The sequence below is a fragment of the Pseudomonas sp. MM213 genome, from assembly GCF_020423045.1.
In the GTDB taxonomy this organism is placed as follows: domain Bacteria; phylum Pseudomonadota; class Gammaproteobacteria; order Pseudomonadales; family Pseudomonadaceae; genus Aquipseudomonas; species Aquipseudomonas migulae.
Genome location: NZ_CP081943.1, coordinates 2,448,856 through 2,474,021 on the forward strand (window position 1 = coordinate 2,448,856; position 25,166 = coordinate 2,474,021).

Consider the following 25,166-nt stretch of genomic DNA (forward strand, 5'->3'; position numbering starts at 1 on the left):
ATCATGTCGCCCTTTATCGGGCCTCGCGCCCTACCTTCGATCAATAGCGAATCTGATCATGGATACCCTTGCCCAACTGCGCGCCGGCCTGCTGGCTGGCACCACTCGCCTGGACCTGGCCGCCGACCTGACGGAGTTCCCCCGGGAAATCCTCGACCTGGCGGATTCGCTGGAGGTGCTCAACCTCAGTGGCAACGCGTTGCGCAGCCTGCCGGACGACTTTCATCGCCTGACCCGTTTGCGCGTGTTGTTCTGCGACCGCAACCAGTTCAGCGAACTGCCTGCCTGCCTCGGCCAGTGCCCCGCACTGACCATGGTCGGTTTCAAGGCCAACCGCATCGAAACCGTACCGGGCGCCGCGCTGCCGCCGTTGTTGCGCTGGTTGATCCTGACCGACAACCGCATCAGCGAATTGCCGACCGAGCTGGGCGAACGCCCGTATCTGCAAAAACTGATGCTGGCCGGTAACCGCCTGCGGTGCTTGCCCCAGAGCCTGAGCAATTGCCATCGCCTCGAGCTGACCCGCATCGCCGCCAACCAGTTGACCGAGTTGCCCTCCTGGTTGCTGACCCTGCCGAGCCTGACCTGGCTGGCCTATGCCGGCAATCCGCTGGAAACCGAAGCCGATGCCGCCGCGCTCGATGCCACGCCGACGATTCCCTGGTCTCAGTTGAGCCTTGAACAGAAGCTGGGCGAAGGCGCTTCCGGTGTCATTCATCAGGCGTTGTGGAAGCAGGCAACGCCGGTCGCGGTCAAACTCTACAAGGGCGAAATGACCAGCGATGGCTCGCCGCTGCATGAAATGAACGCCTGCATCACCGCCGGCCTTCACCCCAACCTGATCCGGGTCGAAGGACGGATTGTCGAGCATCCGCAGGCCCAGGCCGGGTTGGTCATGGAGTTGATCGACCCGAGCTATCGCAACCTCGCCGGGTTGCCGAGCCTGGAGTCCTGCAGCCGCGATGTCTACGCCAGCGATACCCGGTTCAGCGCCGATGTGGCCTTGCGGATCGCTTGTGGCATCGCGTCGGTGGCCGAGCATTTGCACCGCCAGGGCATCACCCACGGCGACCTCTATGGCCACAATATTCTATGGAACGAGCACGGCGATTGTCTGTTGGGGGACTTTGGCGCAGCGTCTTTCCACGCGACCGAGGACAGCCTTGAAACCCGTGCATTGCAGCGGATCGAGGTGCGCGCGTTTGGTGTTCTGTTGGGGGAATTGCTGGAGCGGATCGACTCGGGGCTGAGTGATCAGGCGCGGGTGAAGCTGGAGGATTTGCAGCAGCGTTGCTGCCAGCCGAAAGTGCTGGCGCGGCCGGGGTTCAGCGAGATTGTGCGGGAGTTGAACGGCTGGTGACCGCTGCGCGGTCAATCGCTAGCAGGCTAGCTCCCACAATTGACCGGTGTTCACAATCCAGTGTGGGAGCTAGCCTGCTAGCGAAAGCGGTATCACTGAAGAAGCAAATTACCCAGCCAGACCGACAAACATGTCCTGCACATCATCGTGGTTGTCGAGGCCTTCCAGGAACGCTTCAACCTCAGCCATCTGCTCGTCGCTCAGGCCGCTGACCGGGTTCTTCGGCTTGTAGCCCAGCTTCGCCGACAACACGGTGAAACCCTGCTCAGGCAAGGCTTTCTGCACCGAATCCAGATCGGTCGCTTCGGTGATGAACAGGGTGGCGCCGTCATCGGCAGGTTCGAAATCCTGCGCGCCGGCTTCGATAGCGGCCATTTCCGGATCGGCATCCGGGCTGTCCGGGGACGCCTCGATCATGCCCACATGGTCAAAGTCCCACGCAACGGAACCGGAGGCGCCGAGCTGGCCCTTGCGGAACGCGACGCGGATTTCAGCGACGGTGCGGTTGATGTTGTCGGTCACGCATTCAACGATCAGCGGCACCTGGTGCGGCGCGAACCCTTCGTAAGTCACGCGATGGTATTGCACGGTTTCGCCGAGCTGGCCGGAGCCCTTCTTGATCGCACGTTCCAGGGTTTCGCGGGGCATCGACGCCTTTTTTGCCTGTTCGACCACCAGACGCAGGTGTGCGTTGGTGGCGGTATCGGCACCGTTACGCGCAGCAATGGTGATTTCTTTCACCAGTTTGCCGAAGATCTTGCCCTTGGCGTTGGCTGCCGCTTCTTTGTGTTTAACCTTCCACTGTGCGCCCATTACTCACTCTCTTATCTATGGCGCCGAGACATCTATTGGCCGACGCTTTGCGCAAGTTTATACGGCCTAAAGTTGGCAATCGACCAAAAAATCCATCCTGTCGAATCGACTTCTTCACCGCTGGTTGTAGGGCGATTCTGAAACGTCGATTTGCGGTGACCATAAAGGCCCACGGTTTCGTACCCTCTGTGCCCGTACTCCCTGGCAGAAGCGCGATCGATGCACAACGACAAGGAAAGTCCCTTCACCCTGACACTGCTGGAAGCCGATTTGAGTTGGCAGGTGGTTCAGTTCAGTGGCCATGAAGCGCTCAACCAGCCCTATCGATTCGATATCGAAGTGATCGGCCTGTCACCGGCGATGAGCCCGGATCGCCTGTTGCAACAACCGGTGTTCCTCAGTCTGACGCAAGGCCTTGGTATTCATGGCGTCGTCCACAGCGCCAGCCACGAACATCGCGGCCCGCACTGGATCGGGTACAGGCTGGTGGTGGTGCCCTGGCTGCAAAACCTCGACCGGCAGCGTTGCCGCCGGGTGTTTCATCAACTCAATGTGCCAGCGATCCTGCGCCAGTTACTCGCAGAAAACTCAGTGCCCGAAGACAGCTATCGTTTTGAGCTGCCGAACGGACGTTATCCCGCCAGGCCGTTTTGCATTCAGTTTGACGAGAGCGACCTGACGTTCCTGCAACGTCTGTGCGAAGAAGAAGGCATCCACTATCACTTCGAACATCGATGCGACGGCCATGTGCTGGTGCTCGCGGATGACTGCCTGAGTTTCCCCCAGGAACCGCTGCTGACGCCGTTTCATGGCGACACTCCCGAGCACGCGAACGGGCCGGTGATCAACGAACTGTTCCAGCGGCACACCTCGCCGCCACTCTGCGCGCACCCCGCCCCGCCACCGCTCGATCGCGAACGGCTCAGCCGCCGAATACTCGAGCGCTTGCGCTGTCTGCATCGGCAGATACAGGGTCAAAGCAATCACAGCGAATTGCGCAGCGGACGCATCGTGCAAGTGTCGGAACATCCGTTGCAGAACTTCAACGATCAATGGCTGCTGACCGAGCTCTGTCATCAGGGACAGCAACCGTCGATTCTCGCCCCGGCCACCACCGACATGAGCCGGCGTTACAGCAATCAGTTCACCGCCATTGCGTGGTCAACGGTGTTCCGCCCCGCGCTGACACACGCCAGGCCCGACATTCCGGGCTTCCAGACCGCGCGGGTGCTCGGCCCGGTCGGCCAGCCTGCGGTGCTCGATGAACAAGGCCGGGTACAGGTCAGGTTGTGGCCCACCCCGGAGTCCGATGACGATGAATCCCCCGGCCTTTGGCTGCCCCTGGCTCTCGCAACAGCGGACGGTCGGATCGATCCGTCGAAGCTGCCGGTCGCCGGCACCGAGGTGTTCATCAGTTTTCTCGACAGCGATCCGGACCGCCCGGTGTTGTGCGCGACGGCGAGCCATCCGCCAGCGCCTCGAACCACCCGCCAACCACGCGGCGATGACCGGCTGCTGCTCGATTGGCTGATCAACCGTCAGGCCTGATCAGCCCTTGTCCGCCTTGCCCGCTGCCGCCGCGAATTTCGCCAGGCGCACGTCCAGATGCCGTGGCCGACGCCCGTGATCTTCGGCACGCTCCTTGCGGCGGATGGCGTTGCGCACCATCAGCGAACCGAGGTAGCGAATCGGCTCCGGCGGAAAGAAGCCCAACGGACCGTTGACCAGCGGTGAACGGGTCCAGGCATTGTCGAGTCCCTGAACCATCGAAGCGAGAATCTGCCCGCCCATGTGACAGGGCCCGACCCCGCTGCCGGAATAACCGAAGCCGTAGAACACATTCCCGTGGGCGCTCATCTGGCCGAAGAACGGTAAACCGGTGACCGAGCGATCCGACGGACCGTTCCACGTCGCTTCGACTTTGACCTCGGCAAACGCCGGAAAAAACTCGCTGAGGCTGTGCTGCAACAGGCCTGCATAGGGCGACGGCTGATCGAACACCGGCAGCATCCGGCCACCGTAGGCAAACGTGTTGCCGCCCTTGCCGAGCATGATCCGGCCGTCCGGGGTGTTGTGGTAGTAGTGCACGAAAATCCGTGAATCGAGCACCGTGACACCGCTGGTCAAACCGATCTGGTCGAGCAGGTCCGGCCGTGCTTCGGTGATCAGCATGTCGCTGGAGACAATCGCCACACTGCGCTCGAACTGCGGGAACGCGCGGGCCATCCACGCGTTCATCGCCAGCACCACCCGGTCCGCACGGACAGTGCCGTGCGGGGTCTGGATCCCTGCCGGTTTGCCCTCTTCCAGTCCGGTCATCGCGGTGTTCTCATGAATCCTCACGCCCAACTGCAACGCCACCCGGCGCAAACCACGCACCAGTTTGCCCGGTTGCACGCTGGCGGCGGCCGGTGAAAACCAGCCTTCCAGGTGTTTTCGGGAACCGGCCATGCGCTGCACATCCGCCACCGGCCGTTGCGTGAACGAGTTGATGCCGTGGCGTTCGAGCGCGGCGATCACCGCGTCGGTCGAGCCGCATTGGGCGCGGTTGGTCGCGGTGTAGAGCGTGCCGTCGAGGCGGTAATCGGCGTCCACGCCGTACTGTTCGCAGAAGGTGCCGATCGCATGAATACTGCGCTCGGATTCCTTGACCAGCCGCACCGCCTCTTCGACGCCGAACAACCTTTCCAGGGTGAAATACTTGGCCGACCACGACAGCGCACAACCGCCGTTGCGGCCGCTGGCGCCGGCACCACAGATGTCGGCTTCGATCAGCAACACATCCAGTTCCGGGTTCTGCTCCTTGAGCATGATCGCGGTCCACAAACCGGTGTAGCCACCGCCGACGATGCAGACATCGGCGCGGGTGTCGCCGGGCAAAGGTTCGCACGGCGCGCACGACTCAGCCGCCAGCGCCTGTTCCAGCCAGAAAGGTCTCATCGGTATTTCCTCAGGTACGCAGGGGTTTGACGCTCATCGGCCGGTTCGGCACGAATGCAGTTTCGCCACGCAGGCCAGCCGGGCGGCTATTCCAGTAGGGGATCAGCACCAGCGCTGAAAACAAGGCGCAGCCGGCGAAGATAATGAACACGGTGACCGAGTCGAAGTAGCCCGGCAGCAAACCGCCGAGAATCGCCCCGACCGAGCCGCAACCGTTGACGAAGCCCGCCGACGTGGCGCCGGCCTTGGCGGTGCCGAAATCGATGGCCGCCGCGCCGCTGATCATCGAGTCCGGTCCGTACAGCGTCAGGCCCATCACGAACAGCAGCGCCACCACCAGCATCACACTGCCGGTGTGCAAGGCGCCCATGAACAACGCCAGCGAAACGGTCAATGCAAGCAAACTGATCACGCAGGCCGGCATGCGTCGGGCGCCGAACAGTTTGTCCGAGGCCAGCCCGAGCAGGATCGGCCCAAGCAACCCGGCCAGTTCGAACGCCGTCGGGATGATCGCCGCACCGACCTTGCCCACGGTTGGCATCTGCTCGAAAACGATCACCGGCCCCCACAACAGAATCGCGTAGCGCGCCGGTTTCAGCAGGAAGTACGCGAGCCCGAGAACCAGCACCGTGCGGTTGCGCAGGATTTCCTTCAGCGGTTCCAGCACGCTGATCTTGCTTTGCGCATGCGCCTCTTCGGCGGTCATCTCTGGTTCCGGTTCGATCGCTGGCAAGCCAACGTCTTGCGGTTTGTTGCGTTGCAAAATAAAAAACAGCACGGCGACCAGCCCAACCACCGCCGCACTGGAAAAGAACGCCGCATGCCAGCTACCGATGAGCGTGTACGCCCACCAACCGGCAAACGGCGACGCCACGAGCCCGCCAAAGGCATAGCAGGAACTCCATAAACCCAGCACTCGCCCGCGCTGTTCGGCGGGGAAGAAACTGCCGATGTTCTTGCACAGCCCCGACCATCCGGTGGACTGGGCCAGCCCTTGAATCAGCATGCAGGTAGCGAAAATCGGTAACGTTGCGAAGCTGCCCATCACCAGCGCAGCCGCAGCGGAAATCAGCAAGCCGCCGAGCACCACGACCCTTGGGCCAAAGCGGTCGGCGAGGATGCCCCAGGTGAATTGGCCGATGGCGTAGGCCGCGAGATAGATGGCGTCGAGGTTGGCCATGGCCATTTTGTCGAGCATGAAGGTGGGGTCTTCGGCGATCCCCAGTTTGGCCACGGAAAAGGCTTTGCGGGTGAAGTAGAAAGCGGCGTAGGCGAGCCAGGTGATCGCGAAGATCTGCACGCGCCAACGCTTGATGGTGCCGATGTGCTTGTTCATTGTGGTTCTGACCTCAGGGTGTGAGTGTGCCGGCAGAATTGGAAGAAAACGCCTGTGTTTTTTATTGTTGAGCACTGCGATATCGCTGCGTCCCTTTGGCGATACCGGTCAGATGAGTCCTGCTGTTGCACGCGCAGGCTCATGGTCACGGAGGCTGTTCGACTGACCAGTCACCGCGACTGGAGCCGATAAAAACAATTACTGATTAATAAGTGAAATCGATTTATCGTATTTCCAATATAAGCCCAGCTTGTTACTGGAGGTTTCGATGTCGGTTTCCCACGCCCAGCTCAAAGCCTTCCATGCCGTGGCGGTTCACGGAAGCTTCACCAAAGCCGCCGAGCGGCTTTTTCTCACGCAACCGGCGATTTCCGACCAGGTGCGCAAGCTCGAAGAGCGCTTCGGGGTATTGCTGTTCCACCGCAACAAACGGTCGGTGCGACTGACCGATCTGGGTGAACGCTTGTTGAGCATTACCCAGCGATTGTTCGTCATCGAAGCCGAGGCGCAGGAGTTGCTTCACGACTCGCAGGCGTTGCAGACCGGCAGCCTGATTCTGGCGGTGGACGCCCCGGTGCACGTGCTGCCGCAGATCGCGCGGTTCTGCGAGCGCTACCCCGGCATCAGCGTGAAGATCGAAACCGGCAACACTGATGAATCGCTGTTTCGGCTGTTCAACTATCAGGCTGACCTGGCGTTGCTCGGGCGCGATGTCAGCGATGAACGATTGATCTCGCTGCCGCTGCGCAATGACCCGATGGTGGCGTTTGTTTCGCGCAATCATCCGTGGGCCGACCGCGAGTCGATCTGCCTCGCGGACCTCGACGATACGCCGCTGGTGCTGCGGGAAATCGGCTCGGTGACGCGCCAGACGCTGGAGGAGGAAATGGCCGGCGCCGGGTTTCGGATTCGCCCGGCGATTCAGGTCGAAGGCCGGGAGGCGGCGCGTGAGGCGGTGGTCGTGGGGATCGGGGTGGGCGTGGTCTCGGCGGCGGAGTTTGGTGCGGATTCGCGGGTGTGTGCGCTGCCGATCACCGACTGCAAGCGGCGGCTGACGGAAACGCTGGTGTGTTTGCGCGAGCAGAGTTCGCGGCGGGTGGTGGCGACGTTTCTGGAGATGGTGCGCGAGAGTCTGGTGTAGACAGGTCTGGCCCCTTCGCGGGCAAGTCGGATCGCCGCCCGCTCGCTCCTACAGGTTGCATACGACCTTGTAGGAGCGAGGCTTGCCCGCGAAGGCCGCACCTCGGTCTAACTGACCGGCGCCAACTCGAAAAACGCCTGAATCAAGCGCAAATCCCGCCGCCGCTCCATGCACCCGATCATGTGCCGGTTCACCAATCCCTCGCCAATAATCGGCACCGCCGCCACCCGCGGGTCATGGCTGACCTCCACCGACGACACCACGCCAACCCCCAACTGTGCCGCGACGGCCTCGGTCACCGCCTCGCGACTGTCCAGTTCCAGCAACACCCGGGGGCTCACCTTCGCCTGGGCGCAAGCGTCATCGAACGTGCGTCGGGTAATCGAACTCGGTTCGCGCAACACCATGATGACCTGATCCAAATCCTTCAGCGGCACCCCTTTCGAACGCTGCGCCCAAGCATGCCCCTCAGGCACCAGCGCACAAATCCGCGACTCGCTCAGCGCCTGCAAATGCAAACCCTTGCGCGGCTCAACCTCGGTCAGCACCGCCACATCGGCATGCTCCGACAACAGCGCCGCCAGGGTTTCCTGCGCATTGCCCAGGCGCAGGTTCACGGTGATCCCCGGATACCGCGCGCGCAGGCTCGCGAGCATCGGCATGACCATGTGCGGCCCATCCGCCGCCACTTCCAGACGCCCGGTGAGCAATTGCCGATTGGCCTCCAGCATCACTTGCGCTTCTTCGGCCAGACCAAACATCGCCCGGGTGATCGCGGCGAGTTTGGTGCCCTCCTCCGTCAGCTCGACCCGACGCGCGGTGCGCCGCAGCAGGGTGATCTGGTAGTGCTCCTCCAACGCCTTGATGTGCCCGGTGACCGCCGGTTGGCTGATGAACAGCCGTGCAGCGGCCCGGGTAAAGCTGCCCTCGCGGGCCACCGCATCGAAGGCGCGGAGCTGGAACAGGTTCATGAATAACCCTCACTGATGGCTGGCATAACAACAAACAATTTGATTGATAACACGGCAAATTGCAATTTAAGCCCCGTAGCTTCATCCCATCGATTGCGAGGACACGAGAATGAGTACTGCCGAACCCATCCTGCTCACCCCCGGCCCGTTGACGACGTCGGCCCGCACCCGTCAGGCGATGATGGTCGACTGGGGTTCATGGGATGACCGCTTCAATCAACTGACCGCCAGCCTCTGCGAGCAACTGCTGGCGATCATCAACGGCAGCGAGAGTCACCACTGCGTGCCCCTGCAAGGCAGCGGCACCTTCGCCGTCGAAGCGGCAATCGGCACGCTGGTGCCTCGCGACGGCAAAGTCCTGGTGCTGATCAACGGCGCCTATGGCAAACGCCTGGCGAAAATCTGCGAAGTGCTCGGCCGTTCCTTCAGCACCTTTGAAACCGCCGAAGACGAACCGACCACCGCCGCCGACGTAGACCGTCTGCTGCGGGCCGATGCCAGCATCACCCACGTTGCGCTGATCCACTGCGAAACCAGCACCGGCATCCTCAACCCGCTGCCGGAAATCGCCCAGGTCATTGCGCAACACGGCAAACGCCTGATCATCGACGCCATGAGCTCCTTTGGCGCGCTGCCGGTGGATGCGCAACAGGTGCCGTTCGACGCGTTGATCGCGGCCTCGGGCAAATGCCTGGAAGGCGTGCCGGGGATGGGGTTTGTCTTCGCTCGCAAAGACGCGCTGGCAAATGCCGCCGGCAACTCGCACTCGCTGGCGATGGACCTGTTCGACCAGCACACCTACATGGCCAAGACCGGCCAATGGCGCTTCACCCCGCCAACCCACGTGGTCGCGGCGCTGCACGAAGCCCTGCTGCAATACAACGAAGAAGGCGGTTTGCCGGCGCGGCATCAGCGCTACGCCGACAACTGCAAAGTGTTGCTCGATGACATGGCCAGGCTCGGCTTGCGCAGCTTCCTGCCCGCCGCGATCCAGGCGCCGATCATTGTCACTTTCCACGCACCGAAAGACCCGCGTTACCAGTTCAAGGAGTTCTACGAACGCGTCAAGGCCAAGGGTTTCATCCTCTATCCCGGCAAATTGACCCAGGTCGAAACCTTCCGCGTCGGCTGCATCGGCCACGTCAACCAGGCCGAGATGCACGCGGCGGTGGCGGCGATTGCCGAAGTGCTGCGCGAGATGGAAGTGCTCGAAATCTGAACCACAGACACCGCCGTCCCTGTAGGAGCGAGGCTAGCCCGCGAACACAGGCGACGCGGTCTGTCCGACAAACCTCGTCATCGTTCTTCGCGGGCAAGCCTCGCTCCTACAGGATCAAAAAAATGAACTACGCAAACCCAACCAAACTGCAAGCCGCCATCCTCGACTGGGCCGGCACCGTGGTCGATTTCGGCTCCTTCGCCCCAACCCAGATTTTTGTCGAGGCCTTCGCCGAATTCGATGTCCAGGTGTCCATCGAAGAAGCCCGTGGCCCGATGGGCATGGGCAAGTGGGATCACATCCGCACCCTGTGTGATCAGCCGGCCGTCGCCGAACGTTATCGCAAGGCCTTCGGCCGCACGCCGACCGACGATGACGTCACTGCGATTTACCAACGCTTCATGCCGCTGCAAATCGAAAAAATCGCCGAGCACTCGGCGCTGATCCCCGGCGCGCTGGAGACCATCGCCAACCTGCGTGCGCAAGGGATCAAGATCGGCTCCTGCTCCGGCTACCCGAAACAGGTCATGGACAAAGTGGTCGAGCTCGCCGCCACCAATGGCTACGTCGCCGATCACGTGGTCGCCACCGACGAAGTGCCCAACGGCCGTCCATGGCCGGCTCAGGCACTGGCCAACGTGATCGCCCTGGGCATCGACGATGTCGCCGCGTGCGTGAAGATCGACGACACCGTGCCAGGCATTCTTGAAGGTCGTCGCGCCGGCATGTGGACCGTGGCGCTGATCTGCTCGGGTAACGCGCTGGGCCTGGACTACGAAGGTTATCGCGCCCTCGGCAGTGACGAGCTGGACAGCGAACGCAAGCGTATCCACGCACTGTTCGAAGGCTCGCGCCCGCACTACATGATCGACACCATCACCGATTTGCCGGCCGTGATCGCCGACATCAACCAGCGCCTGGCCAACGGCGAGATGCCGCAAACCAACTGATTCACCGCATTCCCCCTGTAGGAGCGAGGCTTGCCCGCGAAGGCGTACTATCTGCCGACATCCATGTTGAATGTTCAGACGCCTTCGCGGGCAAGTCGGATCGCCGCACCGCTCGCTCCTACAGGGGGAATTGTGTTTTTTTGCTCAATCACCTGACTTAGAGCATTGAACCGCCAATGGCTTGAGGCAAACCGTGCGAAACAGGCTTACAGTTAACGCACACCGTCAACCAAGAACGGTGGCCTGACCCGACCTGTGAGGAACGCCGTATGCCCTGGAAGAACTCCGACTCACGCTACAGCACCGTGTCGATCACGCTGCATTGGTTGATGCTGGTGTTGCTCGCGGTGGTTTACGCCAGCATCGAATTTCGCGGAATCTTTCCCAAAGGCAGTGGTGGCCGAACGCTGATCGTTGAAGCGCATTTCATGCTCGGTCTGACGGTGTTTGTGCTGGTGTGGTTGCGGCTGTTCGCGCGCAGCCTCGGCCCGGCGCCGCAGATCTTCCCCGCTTCGCCGCACTGGCAGACCGTGCTGGCCAGATTGATGCACTGGGCGCTGTACCTGTTCATGATCGCCATGCCGATTCTGGGTTGGCTGGTCACCAGCGCCAAGGGGCATCAGGTGATGTTCTATGGCATTGATCTGCCGATGCTGCTGTCAGAGGACAAGGAGTTGGCCAAGCAAATCGAAGGCTGGCATGTACTCGGCGGCACCATCGGTTACTGGCTGATCGGGCTGCACGCCGTGGCGGGGATTTATCACCACTATGTGGTGGGCGACAACACCCTGCTGCGGATGATGCCCAAACGCGTAAACCGCAATTCCTGAAAACAACGCCCTCCCCTGTAGGAGCGAGGCTTGCCCGCGAAGAACGATGACGAGGTTTGTCGGACAGACCGCGTCGCCTGTGTTCGCGGGCAAGCCTCGCTCCTACAGGGGTACGAGGCGCGACGAAAATCCGCGAAGCCCTTGCAAGCCGCCGGTGTGGATGAAGATCAGTCGCGTACCCTGTGCGAATCGTCCGGCTTCGACTTGCTGCTTGAGCGCCAGCAGCGCTTTGCCGGTGTACAGCGGTTCAAGGGGAATGCCACTGGCCTGTTCGGTTTGCGCGATGAAATCCAGTAACAGCGGATCGACTTTGGCGAAGCCACCACGACTGGCGTCGAACAGTTCGTAGACCGGATGATGCAAGCCCGCTTCCTGCACGATCGATGCGATTTGCTGCGCAACGCCATGATCATCGGGCACCGCCAGCGCGCCATAAACCGGATGATCCCCCGCTTCAGCCAACGCCAGGCCGGCCAGCGTGGTGCCCGTTCCACAGGCCAGCCACCAGCCGTCGTAGTCGCTCCAGCCCAGACCGTTCAGTTGCGCGCCGACCATCGACTTCAGTTGCATGCAGCCCTTCGCACCCGACAAACCGCCGCCACCTTCCGGCACCGCAAACAGCTCAGGGTATTGCGCCTGCCAGGGTTCCCAGAAACCCGCATCGTGCCGCGCGCGATAGCCGCCATAACCGAGCCAGTGCAACTGCATGCCGAAGGCTTGCAAGTCTTTCACTGTGGGCGTTTCCTGCGGATGGCCGCGCAATAAACCCACGGTCGTGAAACCGAAGCGCTTGCCGGCGGCAGCCAGTGCGTGAAGATGATTGGAGTGAGCACCGCCGAGGCTGATGATGCCTTTGGCAGCGGCAAGGTCAGCCGCTTTGAGGTGTTCGATGAGCTTGAACCACTTGTTGCCGCTGATCAGCGGGTCGATCTGGTCCAGGCGCAGGATGGCGACTTCGATGCCGGTGCTTTCGAGCCAGTCGAGATGAAGGGGTTCGAGCGGGGCTCGGGGAAGCCAGTCATTGGAAGGGAGGAACATCGATGCCGGCTCTGGGTAAAGAGCCGGCATATTAGCAGCCTTGAAGACGCCTTCGCGGGCAAGCCTCGCTCCTACAGGTATTGTGCCGTTCACAAAATTGATAAACGACACAATACCTGTAGGAGCGAGGCTTGCCCGCGAAGGCCATTGGCACGCTGGACCTGCTGTTAAAGCTCAGCAGCCAACCGCGAACCCTGATTGATGGCCCGCTTCGCATCCAGCTCCGCCGCCACGTCCGCGCCGCCAATCAAATGCACGTTCTGCCCTGCCGCAACCAACCCGTCCTGCAATTCGCGCAACGGATCCTGCCCGGCGCAGATCACGATGTTGTCCACCGGCAGCACTTGCGGCTCGCCGGTTTCGCCGATGCGGATGTGCAAACCTTCGTCGTCGATCTTCAGGTATTCGACGCTGTTGAGCATCTGCACTTGCTTGTTCTTCAGACCGGTGCGGTGAATCCAGCCGGTGGTTTTGCCCAGGCCGTCGCCGACCTTGGATTTCTTGCGTTGCAGCAGGAACACTTCACGCGCCGGTGCATGCGGCTCAGCCTTGATGCCGGCGACACCGCCACGCGCCTGAAGAAGCGTGTCGATGCCCCACTCTTTCCAGAACGCTTCACGGTCCAGGCTGGTGGCAACGCCCTGATGCACGAGGAACTCGGACACGTCGAAACCAATCCCGCCCGCGCCGATCACGGCGACCCGTTTGCCCACCGGCTTACGCTCAAGAATCACGTCCAGGTAGCTCAACACCTTGGCGTTCTCGACGCCTGGAATCGCCGGTACACGCGGCGCGATGCCGGTGGCGAGGATGATCTCGTCGTAACCGCCTTCAACCAGTTTCGCCACATCGACCCGAGTGTTCAGGCAGACCTCGACGTTGGTGGTTTGCAACTTGCGGTTGAAGTAGCGCAGGGTTTCAAAGAACTCTTCCTTGCCCGGCACGCGTTTGGCGATGTTGAACTGACCGCCGATTTCACTGGCCGAATCGAACAGCGTCACCTGATGACCACGCTCGGCAGCCACGGTTGCGGCCGACAGACCCGCAAGGCCGGCACCGACCACGGCGATTTTCTTGATCTGCTGCACGGGCAGGTAGTTGAGTTCGGTCTCGTGGCAAGCCCGCGGGTTCACCAGGCAAGTGGTCAACTTGCCGCCAAACGTGTGATCGAGGCACGCCTGGTTGCAACCGATGCAGGTGTTGATTTCATCGGCACGGCCCGCGGCGGCCTTGTTGACGAAGTCGGCATCGGCAAGGAACGGCCGCGCCATGGAGACCATGTCAGCATCGCCTTCAGCGAGAATCTGCTCGGCGATTTCCGGGGTGTTGATGCGGTTGGTGGTGATCAGCGGAATGCTCACCGAGCCGCGCAGCTTGGCGGTGACTTTGCTGAACGCCGCGCGCGGCACTTTGGTGGCGATGGTCGGAATCCGCGCTTCGTGCCAGCCGATGCCGGTGTTGATAATGGTTGCACCGGCCTGTTCGATGGCCTTGGCCAGGGTCACGATTTCTTCCCAGCTGCTGCCGCCTTCCACCAGGTCGAGCATCGACAGGCGGAAGATAATGATGAAATTCGGGCCTACGGCTTCGCGTACACGGCGGACGATTTCCACCGGCAGGCGCATGCGGTTTTCGTAGCTGCCGCCCCAGCGGTCGGTACGGTGGTTGGTGTGCGCCGCGAGGAACTGGTTAATGAAATAACCTTCGGAGCCCATGATCTCGACGCCGTCGTACTCGGCTGTTTGCGCCAGGGTCGAGCAGGTGACGAAATCGCTGATCTGCTTCTCGATGCCTTCCTCGTCCAGCTCTTTGGGCTTGAACGGGTTGATCGGCGCCTGAATGGCGCTCGGCGCAACTTGCTTCGGGCTGTAGGCATAACGGCCGGCATGCAGAATCTGCATGCAGATCTTGCCGCCCGCCTCGTGCACCGCGCGGGTCACGATCTGATGCTTGAGCGCTTCTTCGAGGGTGGTCAGTTTGGCCGCGCCGGAATACACACCGCCTTCGTCGTTCGGACCGATACCGCCAGTGACCATCAGGCCGACACCGCCACGGGCGCGCTCGGCGAAGAAAGCAGCCATGCGTTCAAAGCCGCCGGGCTTTTCCTCAAGACCGGTGTGCATCGACCCCATCAGGGTGCGGTTGCGCAACGTGGTAAAACCCAGGTCCAACGGAGCCAACAGGTGCGGGTAATGAGCGGCGGTCATCGGTAACTCCACAACGAGCGTTCACGGAAAAAGTGTGGGCGCTCTTTGGCGCCCCTCTGTCATGTGTAACAGACTATGAGCACTCCCCCGGCCGCTCAATGACCGAAACTGACAACTTAATGATCCAAATGCGCAACGGCTCGGGTGTCGGACGTTTGCGCCATCTCCTCTGCAATTAACCCCGGGGAGTCAGGGTGCGGCTGTCGAAAGGCAGCGCAAGTGCACTGAACCCAATGAAAATTCGTATACCATATCTCCAACTCAATCCGAACGACTGCCGCCGTGACCCTACCCAAATTCAATGCTCCAGACTTGGGCAATGCGCCTTCGACATCTGAAATCATCACCCGCCATCTGCGTGACGCCATCGTCGCCGGGCATTTCGCCGAGGACGAGCCGATTCGCCAGGACGACATCGCCCGGCAGTTCAACGTCAGCAAGATCCCGGTGCGTGAGGCCCTCAAGCGCCTGGAAGCCGAAGGCCTGGTGATGTTCCAGCGCAATCGCGGGGCGATGGTCACACGGGTGTCCGATGCCGAGCTGGCGCAGATGTTCGAAGTGCGCATGTTGCTCGAAGACAAGGTGCTTCGCCTGGCCATTCCCAACATGACCGAAGACACCTTCGCCCGGGCCGAACGCATCTGTCAGGAGTTCGTCGGCGAAGATGATGTGGGACGTTGGGCCGAGCTCAATTGGGAACTGCACGCCTGCCTCTATGAACCGGCACAACGTCCGTTTCTGGTGAGCCTGATCCGTTCGGTGAACGACAAACTGGAACGTTACCTGCGCATGCAGATGAGCCTTTCCGCAGGCAAGGAACGCGCCGATCACGAACACCGTGAGATCCTCGAAGCCTGTCGCGCCGGTGACGTCGACCGGGCGGTGAAGCTGCTGGACGAACACATCGCAGGGGTCTGCAAAACCCTGTTCGAGCACCTGCCCCACCACCACTGACAGACCGCGGTACTGTGCCGATTTCGTCATCGGCACCGGGTAAAACCATCAAGCCTGCAAGCCCCCGCACGGGCCACTCTTGCGTTCACTCATCTGAACGGACGTGGCCCACTCATGAAACGCATCACCGTGATTGACTCCCACACCGGCGGCGAACCCACCCGCCTGGTGACCTCCGGTTTTCCCGAGCTGGGCACCGGCAGCATGGCCGAACGTCTTCAACGGCTGGCTGAACACCATGACCAATGGCGCACCGCCTGCGTGCTCGAACCGCGAGGCAGTGATGTGCTGGTCGGCGCACTGCTGTGCGAACCGGTTGACCCTGCGGCCTGTGCCGGGGTGATCTTCTTCAATAACTCGGGTTACCTCGGCATGTGCGGCCACGGCACCATCGGCTTGGTGGCGTCGCTTGCTCACCTGGGCAAGATCGGTCCGGGCGTGCACAGCATCGAAACGCCGGTCGGCACGGTGCAGGCAACCTTGCACGACGACCACTCCGTCAGCGTGCGCAACGTGCCGGCCTACCGTTATCGCAAAGCCGTGGCGTTGCAGGTGCCGGGAATTGGCGAAGTGGTCGGTGATATTGCCTGGGGTGGCAACTGGTTTTTCCTGATCGCCGAGCATGGTCTGCGCGTTGCCAGCGACAACCTTGATGCGTTGACCGCCTACACCTTCGCCGTGCAACAAGCACTGGACGTTCAGGGGATACGTGGCGAAGACGGCGGGTTGATCGACCACGTCGAGCTGTTCGCCGAGGATGAACAGGCCGACAGCCGCAACTTTGTGCTCTGCCCCGGCAAGGCCTACGACCGCTCGCCCTGCGGTACCGGCACCAGTGCAAAACTGGCGTGCCTGGCGGCCGATGACAAATTGCAGCCGGGCCAGATCTGGCGCCAGGCGAGCGTGATCGGCAGCGAGTTCGAAGGCTCCTACGAACAGCACGGCGAGCGCATCGTACCGACGATTCGTGGCCGCGCCTTCATCAGCGCCGAGGCCAGCCTGATCATCGAACAGGACGACCCGTTCGCCTGGGGCATTCGTCCATGAGCCAAGGCCTGGAGGCCGATGTCATCGTGATCGGCGCCGGCATCATCGGTGCCGCGTGCGCCCAGGCGCTGGCCCGGCGCGGCTTGCGCGTGCTGGTGCTGGACGCTGGCTTGCACAGCGCGACGGCCGCCGGTATGGGCCACTTGCTGGTGCTCGACGACAACCCGGCCGAGCTGGCCCTGAGCCAATACTCGCTGCAACGCTGGCGCGAACTGGCGCCGGACTTGCCTGAAGGCTGCGCTTACCGCAGCAACGGGACGTTGTGGCTGGCAGCCAATGCCGAAGAAATGGCCGTGGCCCACAGCAAATACCTGAACCTTCAGACCCAGGGCGTTGCCTGCGAGTTGATCGCTCGTAATGCCTTGCGCGCCCGTGAACCTGAACTGCGCGAAGACCTCGAAGGCGGTTTGTTGATCAATGGCGACGGCATTCTCTACGCTCCGGCGACCGCCAACTGGATGCTCGACACCGCCGACATCGAACAACGTCGGGCGCGGGTCAGCGAGGTCGATGGCAATCGCGTGCGACTCGATGACGGCCAGTGGTTGAGCGCTGAGGCAGTCATATTGGCCAACGGCATCCAGGCCAACGACCTGTGCCCCGAGTTGCCGATCGAGCCGAAAAAAGGCCACTTGCTGATCACCGACCGCTACCCCGGCAAGGTCACCCACACGCTGGTGGAACTCGGCTATGTCACCAGCGCCCACAACGCCACAGGGCCCTCGACCGCCTGCAACATTCAGCCCCGGCCGACCGGGCAACTGTTCATCGGCGCCTCGCGACAATTCGGTACCACCGACCCGCAGGTCGAAGGCTGGATGCTCGCGAAAATGCTCAAGCGCGCCACCGAGTACATGCCGGGCCTGGCCCAGCTCAATGGCATCCGCGCCTGGACCGGTTTTCGCGCCGCCAGCCCCGACGGGCTGCCACTGATTGGTGAGCACCCATCGCGCAAAGGTTTGTGGCTGGCGGTCGGTCACGAGGGACTGGGGGTCACCACGGCCCCCGGCACCGCCGATATTCTGGTCGCGCAACTGTTCAATGAGACGCCGCCATTGGCGGCGCAAGCCTATCTGCCGCAACGTTTTCTCGGGGAGGCCGTGTATGCCTGATTTGGTCCTGGACGGCCGCACCCTGCGGGTCGCCGAAGGTACGACTGTCGCCGCGGCATTAGCCTTGGCCAGCGACGGTTGCAGTCGCACGTCGGTCAGCGGTCAGCGGCGCGCACCGCTGTGCGGCATGGGCATCTGCCAGGAATGCCGGGTGACCATCGACGGACGCCGCCGACTGGCCTGCCAGACGCTGTGTCATGACGGCATGCAGGTGCGGACCCAACCATGAATGAATTCGCCGACTTGCTGATCATCGGTGCCGGCCCCGCCGGCATGAGCGCCGCCCTCGCCGCCGCGACCAGTGGCGCCCGCATTATCGTGCTCGACGACAACCCGTTGCCGGGAGGCCAGATCTGGCGCGACGGGCCTCAGGCCAGCCTGCCGAATCAGGCACGGCAGATGCGCGAGCGCCTGCATGCCAACAGCAATATTCGCCACCACAGCGGCACTCGTGTGATCGCCTGTTCCGGCCCCAAACAATTGCTGGTGGAAGACGCCGATCACGGATGGCTGATCGGCTACGACAAACTGATTCTGTGCACCGGCGCCCGTGAGTTGCTGCTGCCCTTCCCCGGCTGGACATTGCCGGGTGTGACGGGGGCCGGAGGACTCCAGGCGTTGATCAAGGGCGGCCTGCCGGTGCAGGACGAACGCGTGGTGATCGCCGGCAGCGGGCCGTTGTTACTGGCCAGTGCAGCCACCGCGAAACACAATGGCGCCCACGTGCTGAGCATTGCCGAGCAAGCCTCCTCGGTTGCGGTCGCCGGGTTCGCCCTGCAACTGCCACGCTGGCCGGGCAAGCTTGTGCAATCCTTCAGCCTGTTTGATCGTCATTACCGCACCGGCTCCCACGTCGTGGCAGCCTTGGGTAATGAACGGCTGGAAGGTGTGCGACTGCGGCAACAGGGCAAAATCGTCGAACTGGCCTGTGATCGCCTGGCCTGTGGTTTCGGCCTGATTCCCAATACACAACTCGGTCAGGCGCTGGGTTGCGCACTCGACGACACGGCGCTCGCGGTCGATGCCTGGCAAGCCACGAGCCTTGCCGATCACTACGCCGCAGGCGAATGCACCGGTTTCGGCGGCAGTGAACTGGCGTTGGTCGAAGGTGCCATTGCCGGGCATGCCGCCGTCGGTAACACCGCAGCGGCACGCCAATTGTGGCCGCGTCGGACGCGTTGGCAGGGTTTCGCCAAGGCGTTGAACAGCGCATTCAGCCTCAACCCGCACCTCAAGTCACTGGCGCAAGCCGACACGCTGGTCTGTCGCTGCGAAGACGTGCCCTACGCGGCACTGGCCGGGCACGCTGACTGGCGTGCGGCAAAATTGGCCAGCCGCTGCGGCATGGGCGCCTGTCAGGGGCGAGTGTGTGGCGGCGCCTTGCAGTACCTGTTCGACTGGCAACCCTCGGCCCCGCGACCGCCGTTCAGCCCGGCACGAATCGAAACCCTGATGTGCCTGGACGACACCCCGCCCGAGTAAACGCTCGCTCCGGGGTTTCGGGGGCACTGCCGAGTCTTTATGATCCCGGTAGTTGCCACCAGGCCCCCAGCGCTATGTTCCCCTTACTCAATCAGTTCAAACCCTGCGATTTGCCCACGCTGCTGAGCAGTCTGCAGCCCATCGCGACGCTGCTCGACACCCTGGCGGACGTGGTGTTCTTCATCAAGGACAGCGAGGCGCGCTATGTCTTCGTCAACCAGACCCTGGCTCGACGGTGTGGTTTCAAGCACAGCGGGCAACTGCTCGGACTGACGGCGGACCAGGTCTTCCCGGCACGATTTGGCCCGCTGTACACCGAGCAGGATCGGCGCGTGCTGTCCACCGGCCGTGAACTGGCGGATCAACTGGAACTGCACCTGTATTTCGGCAACCAGCCAGTCTGGTGCCTGACCCACAAACTCGCCCTGCATGACGAACAAGGGCGGATCGTCGGCCTCGCCGGCATTTCCCGCGACCTGCAACTGCCCCAGTCCAACCATCCGGCGTTCCAGAAACTGGCAGCGGTGGACGCACACATCCGCCGTCATTTCGCCCGACCGATCAGCCTTGCTGAATTGACGGCCATCGCCGGTTTCTCTGTGGCGCAACTGGAACGCCATTGCAAACGGGTGTTCCAGCTCACGCCACGGCAGATGATCCACAAGTCCCGCCTGGAAGAAGGCTCGCGCCTGTTGCTCGACACCGACCTGCCGATCACCGAAATCGCTCTGCGCTGCGGCTACACCGACCACAGTGCGTTCAGCCGCCAATTCCGCGCCCTCACCAGTCTTTCGCCCAGCCAGTACCGCGATAGCGGTCGTTAAAATGTTCCTTTAAGGGGCGCTGCGCACCCTGCGTGCTCCCTTCCGTAACACCTCCTTGACCGACACAGTCGTAGCGTTGCCCCGCTCGCTTGCGCTGAGCCGCCCTGCTTCAAGGGTTGGCAAAAATTCGACGGTAAAAGCAAAAACGGCACGGCCATTGCTATTGTTAATATCGTATACGAAATCCCCAATACGATATTCAACAGCACTTCCACAGAACGAGGCCTCTATGAAAAACCCCGCATTTGCCGTAGCCCTCAGCGCTGTTCTCAGTACCTCCTTCATTGCCACCGCGCAGGCTGACAAGCTCGACGACATTATCGGTTCCGGCAAGCTGCGCTGCGCCGTGACCCTGGACTTCCCGCCCATGGGTTTCCGCGATGCCAGCAACGCTCCTGCCGGTTTCGACGTGGACTATTGCAACGACCTGGCGAAGATCCTCGGGGTCGAGGCCGAAGTGGTGGAAACGCCGTTCCCGGACCGCATTCCGGCGCTGATCTCCGGACGGGCTGACGTGATCGTCGCCTCGACCTCCGACACCCTCGAACGGGCCAAGACCGTTGGCCTGACCGTGCCGTACTTCGCCTTCCAGATGGTCGTGCTGACCCGCGACAACACTGGCATTAACAGCTTCAACGACATCAAGGGCAAAGCGCTGGGCAACACCAGCGGCACCTTTGAGGCCATCGCGCTGGAGGGCGATGTGAAGAAATGGGGCAGCGGCACCTTCCGCGCCTACCAGTCACAAAACGACACGCTGCTGGCGGTGGCCCAGGGTCACATCGACGCCACGGTGGTGACCAATACCGTCGCCGCCGCGACGATCAAGTCGGGCAAATACAAAAACCTGAAAATCGCCGGCAACGCGCCTTACACCATCGACTACGTGTCCCTGGGTGCCAAGCGCAATGAGTACGGCCTGCTCAACTACCTCAACCTGTTCGTCAACCAGCAGGTGCGCAGCGGTCGCTACAACGAGTTGTTCACCAAATGGGTCGGCACTGAAATCCCGCCGACTGACCTGACCGTGCCAAAGGTCTACTACTAAGGTGTCCGGCATGCCTGGGTCCACTGCTCTCACCGGTCGTAACCTGGTCCCGGGCTCCGCCCAGGGCGCGCTGCTGTTTGCCGATGTCGGGCTGAGCTTCTGGGGCGGCGTCGACCCTTGTACGGGTGAAGTCATCGACCGTCACCATCCGCTCAGCGGCGAACATCTGCACGGTCGTGTGCTGGCCATTCCCAGTGGTCGCGGTTCGTGTACCGGCAGCAGCGTGCTGATGGAGTTGATCAGCAACGGTCATGCTCCGGCTGCTTTGGTCCTGGCCGAAGCCGATGAGATTCTGACCTTGGGCGTGCTGGTGGCACAGACCATTTTCGAGCGTTCCCTGCCGGTGCTGTGCATCGGCCGGGAGGCCTTCGCGACCTTGCGCGGCAAAGCCTTCGCCCGAGTCGAAGGCGCCTCGCTGGCGATGTTCGATCACGTGCCCATCGATGGCTGGCAGCCAACCGAAACACCGATGCACACAGGCGAAACCAACGAGTCGATTGAGCTCACCGGGTTCGACCGTTCGCTGCTCGACGGCGAGCATGGCAAAGCCGCGCAGATGGCCATGCAGATTGTCCTGCGCATGGCCGAACTGCAAGGCGCCCACCAACTGGTGGATATCGCTCAGGCCCACATCGACGGCTGTATTTACACGGGACCGGCGAGCCTGCGCTTCGCCGAACAACTGGTGCACTGGGGCGCAAAGGTTCGCGTGCCCACCACCCTCAATTCAATTTCCGTGGACCAGCGCCGCTGGCGAGCGTTGGGCATCGACCCGTTGCTCGGCGAACCGGCCAGTGCCTTGGGCGATGCCTACATGGCGATGGGTGCGCAGCTCAGTTTCACCTGCGCCCCCTACTTGCTCGACACCGCACCGAAGGCCGGCGAGCAGATCGTCTGGGCCGAATCCAACGCGGTGGTCTACGCCAACAGCGTGCTCGGTGCGCGCACGTTGAAGTACCCGGACTATCTGGATATCTGCATCGCCCTGACCGGCCGCGCGCCGCTGATCGGTTGTCATCTGGAAGCGCCACGCAAAGCCCGCCTGCGCGTTGAATTACCGGACCTGGGCGAACTCGACGATGCGTTTTACCCCTTGCTCGGCTACCACATCGGTGCCCTCGCGGGCAGCCGGATCCCGCTGGTGTTCGGGCTGGAACAGCACCAGCCAGACCTCGACGACCTGAAAGCCTTCGGTGCGGCGTTCGCCACCACGTCGGCCGCGCCGTTGTTTCATATCGCCGGGGTCACACCCGAAGCACTCAACCCTGCACAAGCGCTGGAAGCCGACGTCCCGATACCTGTGGAAACAATCCGCCTGGCGGACCTGCTGGGCAGTTGGCGCGAGCTGAACAGTGCCCGTGACAACCGCGTGGAGGTGGTCTCGCTGGGTAACCCGCACTTCTCGCTCAGCGAGTTCGCCCGACTCGCGCGGCTGTGTCACGGCCGGCACAAACACCCCGAGGTGGTGCTCGCCATCACGTGCGGTCGTGCGGTGCTGGAACAGGCGCGCGACGCCGGACACATCGGCGTCATTGAAGCCTTCGGCGCCACCCTGGTGACGGACACCTGCTGGTGCATGCTCGGTGAGCCGGTGATTCCGCCAGCCGCCACAACCTTAATGACCAACTCGGGCAAATACGCCCATTACGCACCGGGTCTGGTGGGGCGAAAAGTGCACTTCGCCAGCCTCGCCGAGTGCGTTGACGCCGCTTGCACTGCCAGCGCCAGCGGGCGACTGCCGAGCTGGTTGCAACCTGCCTTGCTGATGGAGAGCCTCGCGCATGTTTGATTACACCTTCCAATGGCGCGCCACCCTGCGCGCCTTGCCGGACATGCTCGCCGGTGCCTGGGTCACGTTCGAGACCGCCGCGCTGTCGATGATTTTCGGCGTACTGATCGCCCTGGCCCTGACAGTCATGCGTGAAACCAGGCACCCGCTGCTGCGCGGCATCGGCAACGGCTGGGTGTCGATCGCCCGTAATACCCCGTCGCTGTTCCAGATCTACATCCTGTACTTCGGCCTCGGCTCAATGGGCCTGCACGTCAGCTCCTGGCTCGCGCTGTTGGCCGGGATCACCTTCAACAATGCCGGCTATCTCGCGGAAAACTTTCGCGGCGGGCTCAAGGCAGTGCCCGGCACGCAGGTGCGTGCCGCGCGCTCGCTGGGCATGAGTGCCTTCCAGGCCTACCGGATGATCATCGTCCCGCAACTGTTGCGGATCGTGTTCTACCCGTTGAGCAACCAGATGGTCTGGGCGGTGTTGATGACGTCGCTGGGGGTGATTGTCGGGCTCAACAACGACCTCACCGGCGTGACCCAGGACTACAACGTCAAGACGTTCCGCACCTTCGAATATTTCACCATCGCCGCGGTGCTGTATTACCTGATTGCCAAGGCGATCGTCGCGACGGCCCGGCTGATGGCCTGGCGGCTGTTCCGTTACTGAGGACGTGACTATGTTTTCCACCGGTTTTTCCTGGAACGACCTGCTGTTCCTGCTTAACGGCGCCTGGATCACGCTGCAACTGACTTGCTGGGCGATCCTGCTCGGCACATTCGCCGGGCTGGTGTTCGGCCTGCTGCGTGCGCTGTTGCCACGGGCCAGCCTGCCACTGGCATGGGTACTGGACGTGTTTCGCAGCGTGCCGCTGCTGATCCAGTTCGTGCTGTTCAACTCGCTCAAGAGCATCGTCGGCCTGAACATCAGTGCTTTCAGCGTGGGCTGCATCGTGCTCGGGGTTTTCGCCGCCGCGTACTTCACCGAGATCGTGCGCGGCGGCGTGTTGTCGGTACCGCTGACCCTGCGCCGGGCCAGCCGTTCACTGGGCCTGAGTTTCTTCCAGGACCTGCGCTGGATCGTCCTGCCGATGGCCTCGCGCGTAGCCTTCCCCGGCTGGCTGAACCTGGTGCTCGGGGTGATGAAAGACACCGCGCTGGTGATGTGGATCGGCATCGTCGAACTGCTTCGCGCCTCGCAAACCATCGTGACCCGCATTCAGGAACCGCTGCTGGTGCTGTGCATCGCGGGCCTTATCTACTACGTCATGAGCCTGGTGGTCGCACGCCTCGGCGCTCGTCTGGAAAGAAGGTGGCAAGAAAATGATTGAGATCGACAACGTACACAAATCCTTCGGCGACCTTGATGTGGTCAAGGGTGTCAGCCTGACCGTGAACAAGGGCGAAGTGGTGTCCATCATCGGCGGCTCCGGCTCGGGAAAATCGACCCTGCTGATGTGCATCAATGGCCTGGAACCGATCCAGAAAGGCAACATCCGCGTGGATGGCGTCGAGGTGCATCACCGCGCAACCGACCTCAATCACCTGCGGCAGAAAATCGGCATCGTGTTCCAGCAATGGAATGCCTTCCCGCACCTGACCGTGCTGGAAAACGTGATGCTCGCACCGCGCAAGGTCCTGGGCAAAAGCAAGGCCGAAGCCGAGGCGCTGGCCGTGCAGCAACTGACTCACGTTGGCCTGGGCGACAAGCTCAAGGTGTTCCCCGGCAAGCTCTCGGGCGGCCAGCAACAACGCATGGCCATTGCCCGCGCCCTGGCGATGTCACCGGACTACATGCTGTTCGACGAAGCCACCTCGGCCCTCGATCCACAGTTGGTCGGCGAAGTGCTGGACACCATGCGCATGCTCGCCGAAGACGGCATGACCATGGTGCTGGTGACGCACGAGATCCGCTTCGCCCGGGACGTGTCCGACCGCGTGGCGTTCTTTCGCAACGGCCTGGTGCATGAGATTGGTTCGCCGGATCAGGTGATTGGTAATCCGGTACATGCGGAAACCGCTGCGTTTCTAAAATCGGTGAAATAGACGATGACCCCATCGCCGGCAAGCCGGTCTCGCTCCCACAGTGTTTTGTGAGCGCCACAGATCCCTGTGGG

General features: G+C 62.2%; 23 protein-coding genes. 17 read left to right on the top strand and 6 right to left on the bottom strand.

Translation table 11 applies throughout. The features are described from left to right. The first annotated feature begins 58 nt into the window (after window positions 1–58). Entirely contained in the window at window positions 59–1,360 is a 1,302-nt protein-coding gene (locus tag K5R88_RS11150) for a protein kinase (protein ID WP_223450990.1), read from the top strand. A 108-nt stretch (window positions 1,361–1,468) separates the two neighbouring features. Here the strand turns inward: K5R88_RS11150 and K5R88_RS11155 are convergent, their stop codons facing one another. Then, the gene (locus tag K5R88_RS11155) at window positions 1,469–2,173 is read right to left on the bottom strand and encodes a YebC/PmpR family DNA-binding transcriptional regulator (protein ID WP_008029612.1); all 705 of its coding nucleotides are present in this window, start codon (window positions 2,171–2,173) and stop codon (window positions 1,469–1,471) included. A gap of 219 nt (window positions 2,174–2,392) precedes the next feature. Between K5R88_RS11155 and K5R88_RS11160 the strand changes: the two genes are divergently transcribed. Then, window positions 2,393–3,721, top strand: coding sequence for a type VI secretion system Vgr family protein (locus K5R88_RS11160; protein WP_226299952.1), 1,329 nt, complete (start codon window positions 2,393–2,395; stop codon window positions 3,719–3,721). On the opposite strand, the gene K5R88_RS11165 is transcribed toward K5R88_RS11160, so the two are convergent. Both K5R88_RS11165 and K5R88_RS11170 read right to left on the bottom strand, forming a co-directional pair. Beyond that, window positions 3,722–5,119 (bottom strand): FAD-dependent oxidoreductase, encoded by a 1,398-nt coding sequence (locus K5R88_RS11165; RefSeq protein WP_223451032.1) that lies wholly within the window; start codon window positions 5,117–5,119, stop codon window positions 3,722–3,724. It lies immediately after the preceding gene. Window positions 5,120–5,123: 4 nt separating this feature from the next. Continuing rightward, window positions 5,124–6,449, bottom strand: coding sequence for an MFS transporter (locus tag K5R88_RS11170; RefSeq protein ID WP_008040481.1), 1,326 nt, complete (start codon window positions 6,447–6,449; stop codon window positions 5,124–5,126). 268 nt (window positions 6,450–6,717) lie between these two features. Between K5R88_RS11170 and K5R88_RS11175 the strand changes: the two genes are divergently transcribed. Beyond that, window positions 6,718–7,590 (top strand): LysR family transcriptional regulator, encoded by an 873-nt coding sequence (locus K5R88_RS11175; RefSeq protein WP_008040483.1) that lies wholly within the window; start codon window positions 6,718–6,720, stop codon window positions 7,588–7,590. Window positions 7,591–7,697: 107 nt separating this feature from the next. On the opposite strand, the gene K5R88_RS11180 is transcribed toward K5R88_RS11175, so the two are convergent. Beyond that, complete coding sequence (locus K5R88_RS11180; protein WP_226299953.1) at window positions 7,698–8,561, bottom strand: LysR substrate-binding domain-containing protein; 864 nt, start codon at window positions 8,559–8,561, stop codon at window positions 7,698–7,700. Between the two features lie 109 nt (window positions 8,562–8,670). Between K5R88_RS11180 and K5R88_RS11185 the strand changes: the two genes are divergently transcribed. The 3 genes from K5R88_RS11185 to K5R88_RS11195 all read left to right on the top strand — a co-directional run bounded on the left by K5R88_RS11185 (window position 8,671) and on the right by K5R88_RS11195 (window position 11,560). Then, window positions 8,671–9,780: a 2-aminoethylphosphonate--pyruvate transaminase gene (locus K5R88_RS11185; RefSeq protein ID WP_226299954.1), complete on the top strand. Its 1,110-nt coding sequence runs from the start codon at window positions 8,671–8,673 to the stop codon at window positions 9,778–9,780. A gap of 122 nt (window positions 9,781–9,902) precedes the next feature. After that, the gene (gene phnX / locus K5R88_RS11190; protein WP_008040487.1) at window positions 9,903–10,730 is read left to right on the top strand and encodes a phosphonoacetaldehyde hydrolase; all 828 of its coding nucleotides are present in this window, start codon (window positions 9,903–9,905) and stop codon (window positions 10,728–10,730) included. 269 nt (window positions 10,731–10,999) lie between these two features. Next, entirely contained in the window at window positions 11,000–11,560 is a 561-nt protein-coding gene (locus K5R88_RS11195; RefSeq protein ID WP_008040489.1) for a cytochrome b, read from the top strand. 102 nt (window positions 11,561–11,662) lie between these two features. Here K5R88_RS11195 and K5R88_RS11200 read toward each other — a convergent pair whose 3' ends face one another. Both K5R88_RS11200 and K5R88_RS11205 read right to left on the bottom strand, forming a co-directional pair. After that, window positions 11,663–12,598, bottom strand: a complete 936-nt coding sequence (locus K5R88_RS11200; RefSeq protein WP_226299955.1) for a 1-aminocyclopropane-1-carboxylate deaminase/D-cysteine desulfhydrase — start codon at window positions 12,596–12,598, stop codon at window positions 11,663–11,665. 167 nt (window positions 12,599–12,765) lie between these two features. Beyond that, window positions 12,766–14,805: an FAD-dependent oxidoreductase gene (locus K5R88_RS11205; RefSeq protein WP_226299956.1), complete on the bottom strand. Its 2,040-nt coding sequence runs from the start codon at window positions 14,803–14,805 to the stop codon at window positions 12,766–12,768. 282 nt (window positions 14,806–15,087) lie between these two features. On the opposite strand from K5R88_RS11205, the gene K5R88_RS11210 reads away from it, so the two are divergent. The 11 genes from K5R88_RS11210 to K5R88_RS11260 all read left to right on the top strand — a co-directional run bounded on the left by K5R88_RS11210 (window position 15,088) and on the right by K5R88_RS11260 (window position 25,095). After that, the gene (locus K5R88_RS11210; protein ID WP_008029632.1) at window positions 15,088–15,759 is read left to right on the top strand and encodes a GntR family transcriptional regulator; all 672 of its coding nucleotides are present in this window, start codon (window positions 15,088–15,090) and stop codon (window positions 15,757–15,759) included. 114 nt (window positions 15,760–15,873) lie between these two features. Then, on the top strand, window positions 15,874–16,806 hold the full coding sequence (locus K5R88_RS11215; protein ID WP_008042617.1) for a 4-hydroxyproline epimerase: 933 nt from the start codon (window positions 15,874–15,876) through the stop codon (window positions 16,804–16,806). Further along, window positions 16,803–17,918, top strand: a complete 1,116-nt coding sequence (locus K5R88_RS11220; protein WP_226299957.1) for an NAD(P)/FAD-dependent oxidoreductase — start codon at window positions 16,803–16,805, stop codon at window positions 17,916–17,918. Before K5R88_RS11215 ends, K5R88_RS11220 begins: the two co-directional genes overlap by 4 nt. Continuing rightward, window positions 17,911–18,147 carry a 2Fe-2S iron-sulfur cluster-binding protein gene (locus K5R88_RS11225; protein WP_226299958.1) on the top strand — a complete coding sequence of 79 codons (237 nt, stop codon included), beginning with the start codon at window positions 17,911–17,913 and terminating at the stop codon, window positions 18,145–18,147. Before K5R88_RS11220 ends, K5R88_RS11225 begins: the two co-directional genes overlap by 8 nt. Continuing rightward, window positions 18,144–19,400: an NAD(P)/FAD-dependent oxidoreductase gene (locus K5R88_RS11230; RefSeq protein ID WP_226299959.1), complete on the top strand. Its 1,257-nt coding sequence runs from the start codon at window positions 18,144–18,146 to the stop codon at window positions 19,398–19,400. The genes K5R88_RS11225 and K5R88_RS11230 overlap by 4 nt, the downstream gene beginning before the upstream one ends. A gap of 74 nt (window positions 19,401–19,474) precedes the next feature. Continuing rightward, entirely contained in the window at window positions 19,475–20,224 is a 750-nt protein-coding gene (locus K5R88_RS11235; protein WP_226299960.1) for an AraC family transcriptional regulator, read from the top strand. Window positions 20,225–20,453: 229 nt separating this feature from the next. Continuing rightward, on the top strand, window positions 20,454–21,272 hold the full coding sequence (locus K5R88_RS11240; RefSeq protein ID WP_008024648.1) for an ABC transporter substrate-binding protein: 819 nt from the start codon (window positions 20,454–20,456) through the stop codon (window positions 21,270–21,272). Window positions 21,273–21,282: 10 nt separating this feature from the next. Further along, the gene (gene lhpI, locus K5R88_RS11245) at window positions 21,283–23,061 is read left to right on the top strand and encodes a cis-3-hydroxy-L-proline dehydratase (RefSeq protein ID WP_226299961.1); all 1,779 of its coding nucleotides are present in this window, start codon (window positions 21,283–21,285) and stop codon (window positions 23,059–23,061) included. Then, window positions 23,054–23,719 (top strand): amino acid ABC transporter permease, encoded by a 666-nt coding sequence (locus tag K5R88_RS11250; protein WP_008024646.1) that lies wholly within the window; start codon window positions 23,054–23,056, stop codon window positions 23,717–23,719. The genes lhpI and K5R88_RS11250 overlap by 8 nt, the downstream gene beginning before the upstream one ends. A gap of 10 nt (window positions 23,720–23,729) precedes the next feature. Next, the gene (locus K5R88_RS11255; RefSeq protein ID WP_226299962.1) at window positions 23,730–24,380 is read left to right on the top strand and encodes an amino acid ABC transporter permease; all 651 of its coding nucleotides are present in this window, start codon (window positions 23,730–23,732) and stop codon (window positions 24,378–24,380) included. Further along, the gene (locus tag K5R88_RS11260) at window positions 24,373–25,095 is read left to right on the top strand and encodes an amino acid ABC transporter ATP-binding protein (protein ID WP_008042626.1); all 723 of its coding nucleotides are present in this window, start codon (window positions 24,373–24,375) and stop codon (window positions 25,093–25,095) included. Before K5R88_RS11255 ends, K5R88_RS11260 begins: the two co-directional genes overlap by 8 nt. The last annotated feature ends 71 nt before the right edge of the window (window positions 25,096–25,166 follow it).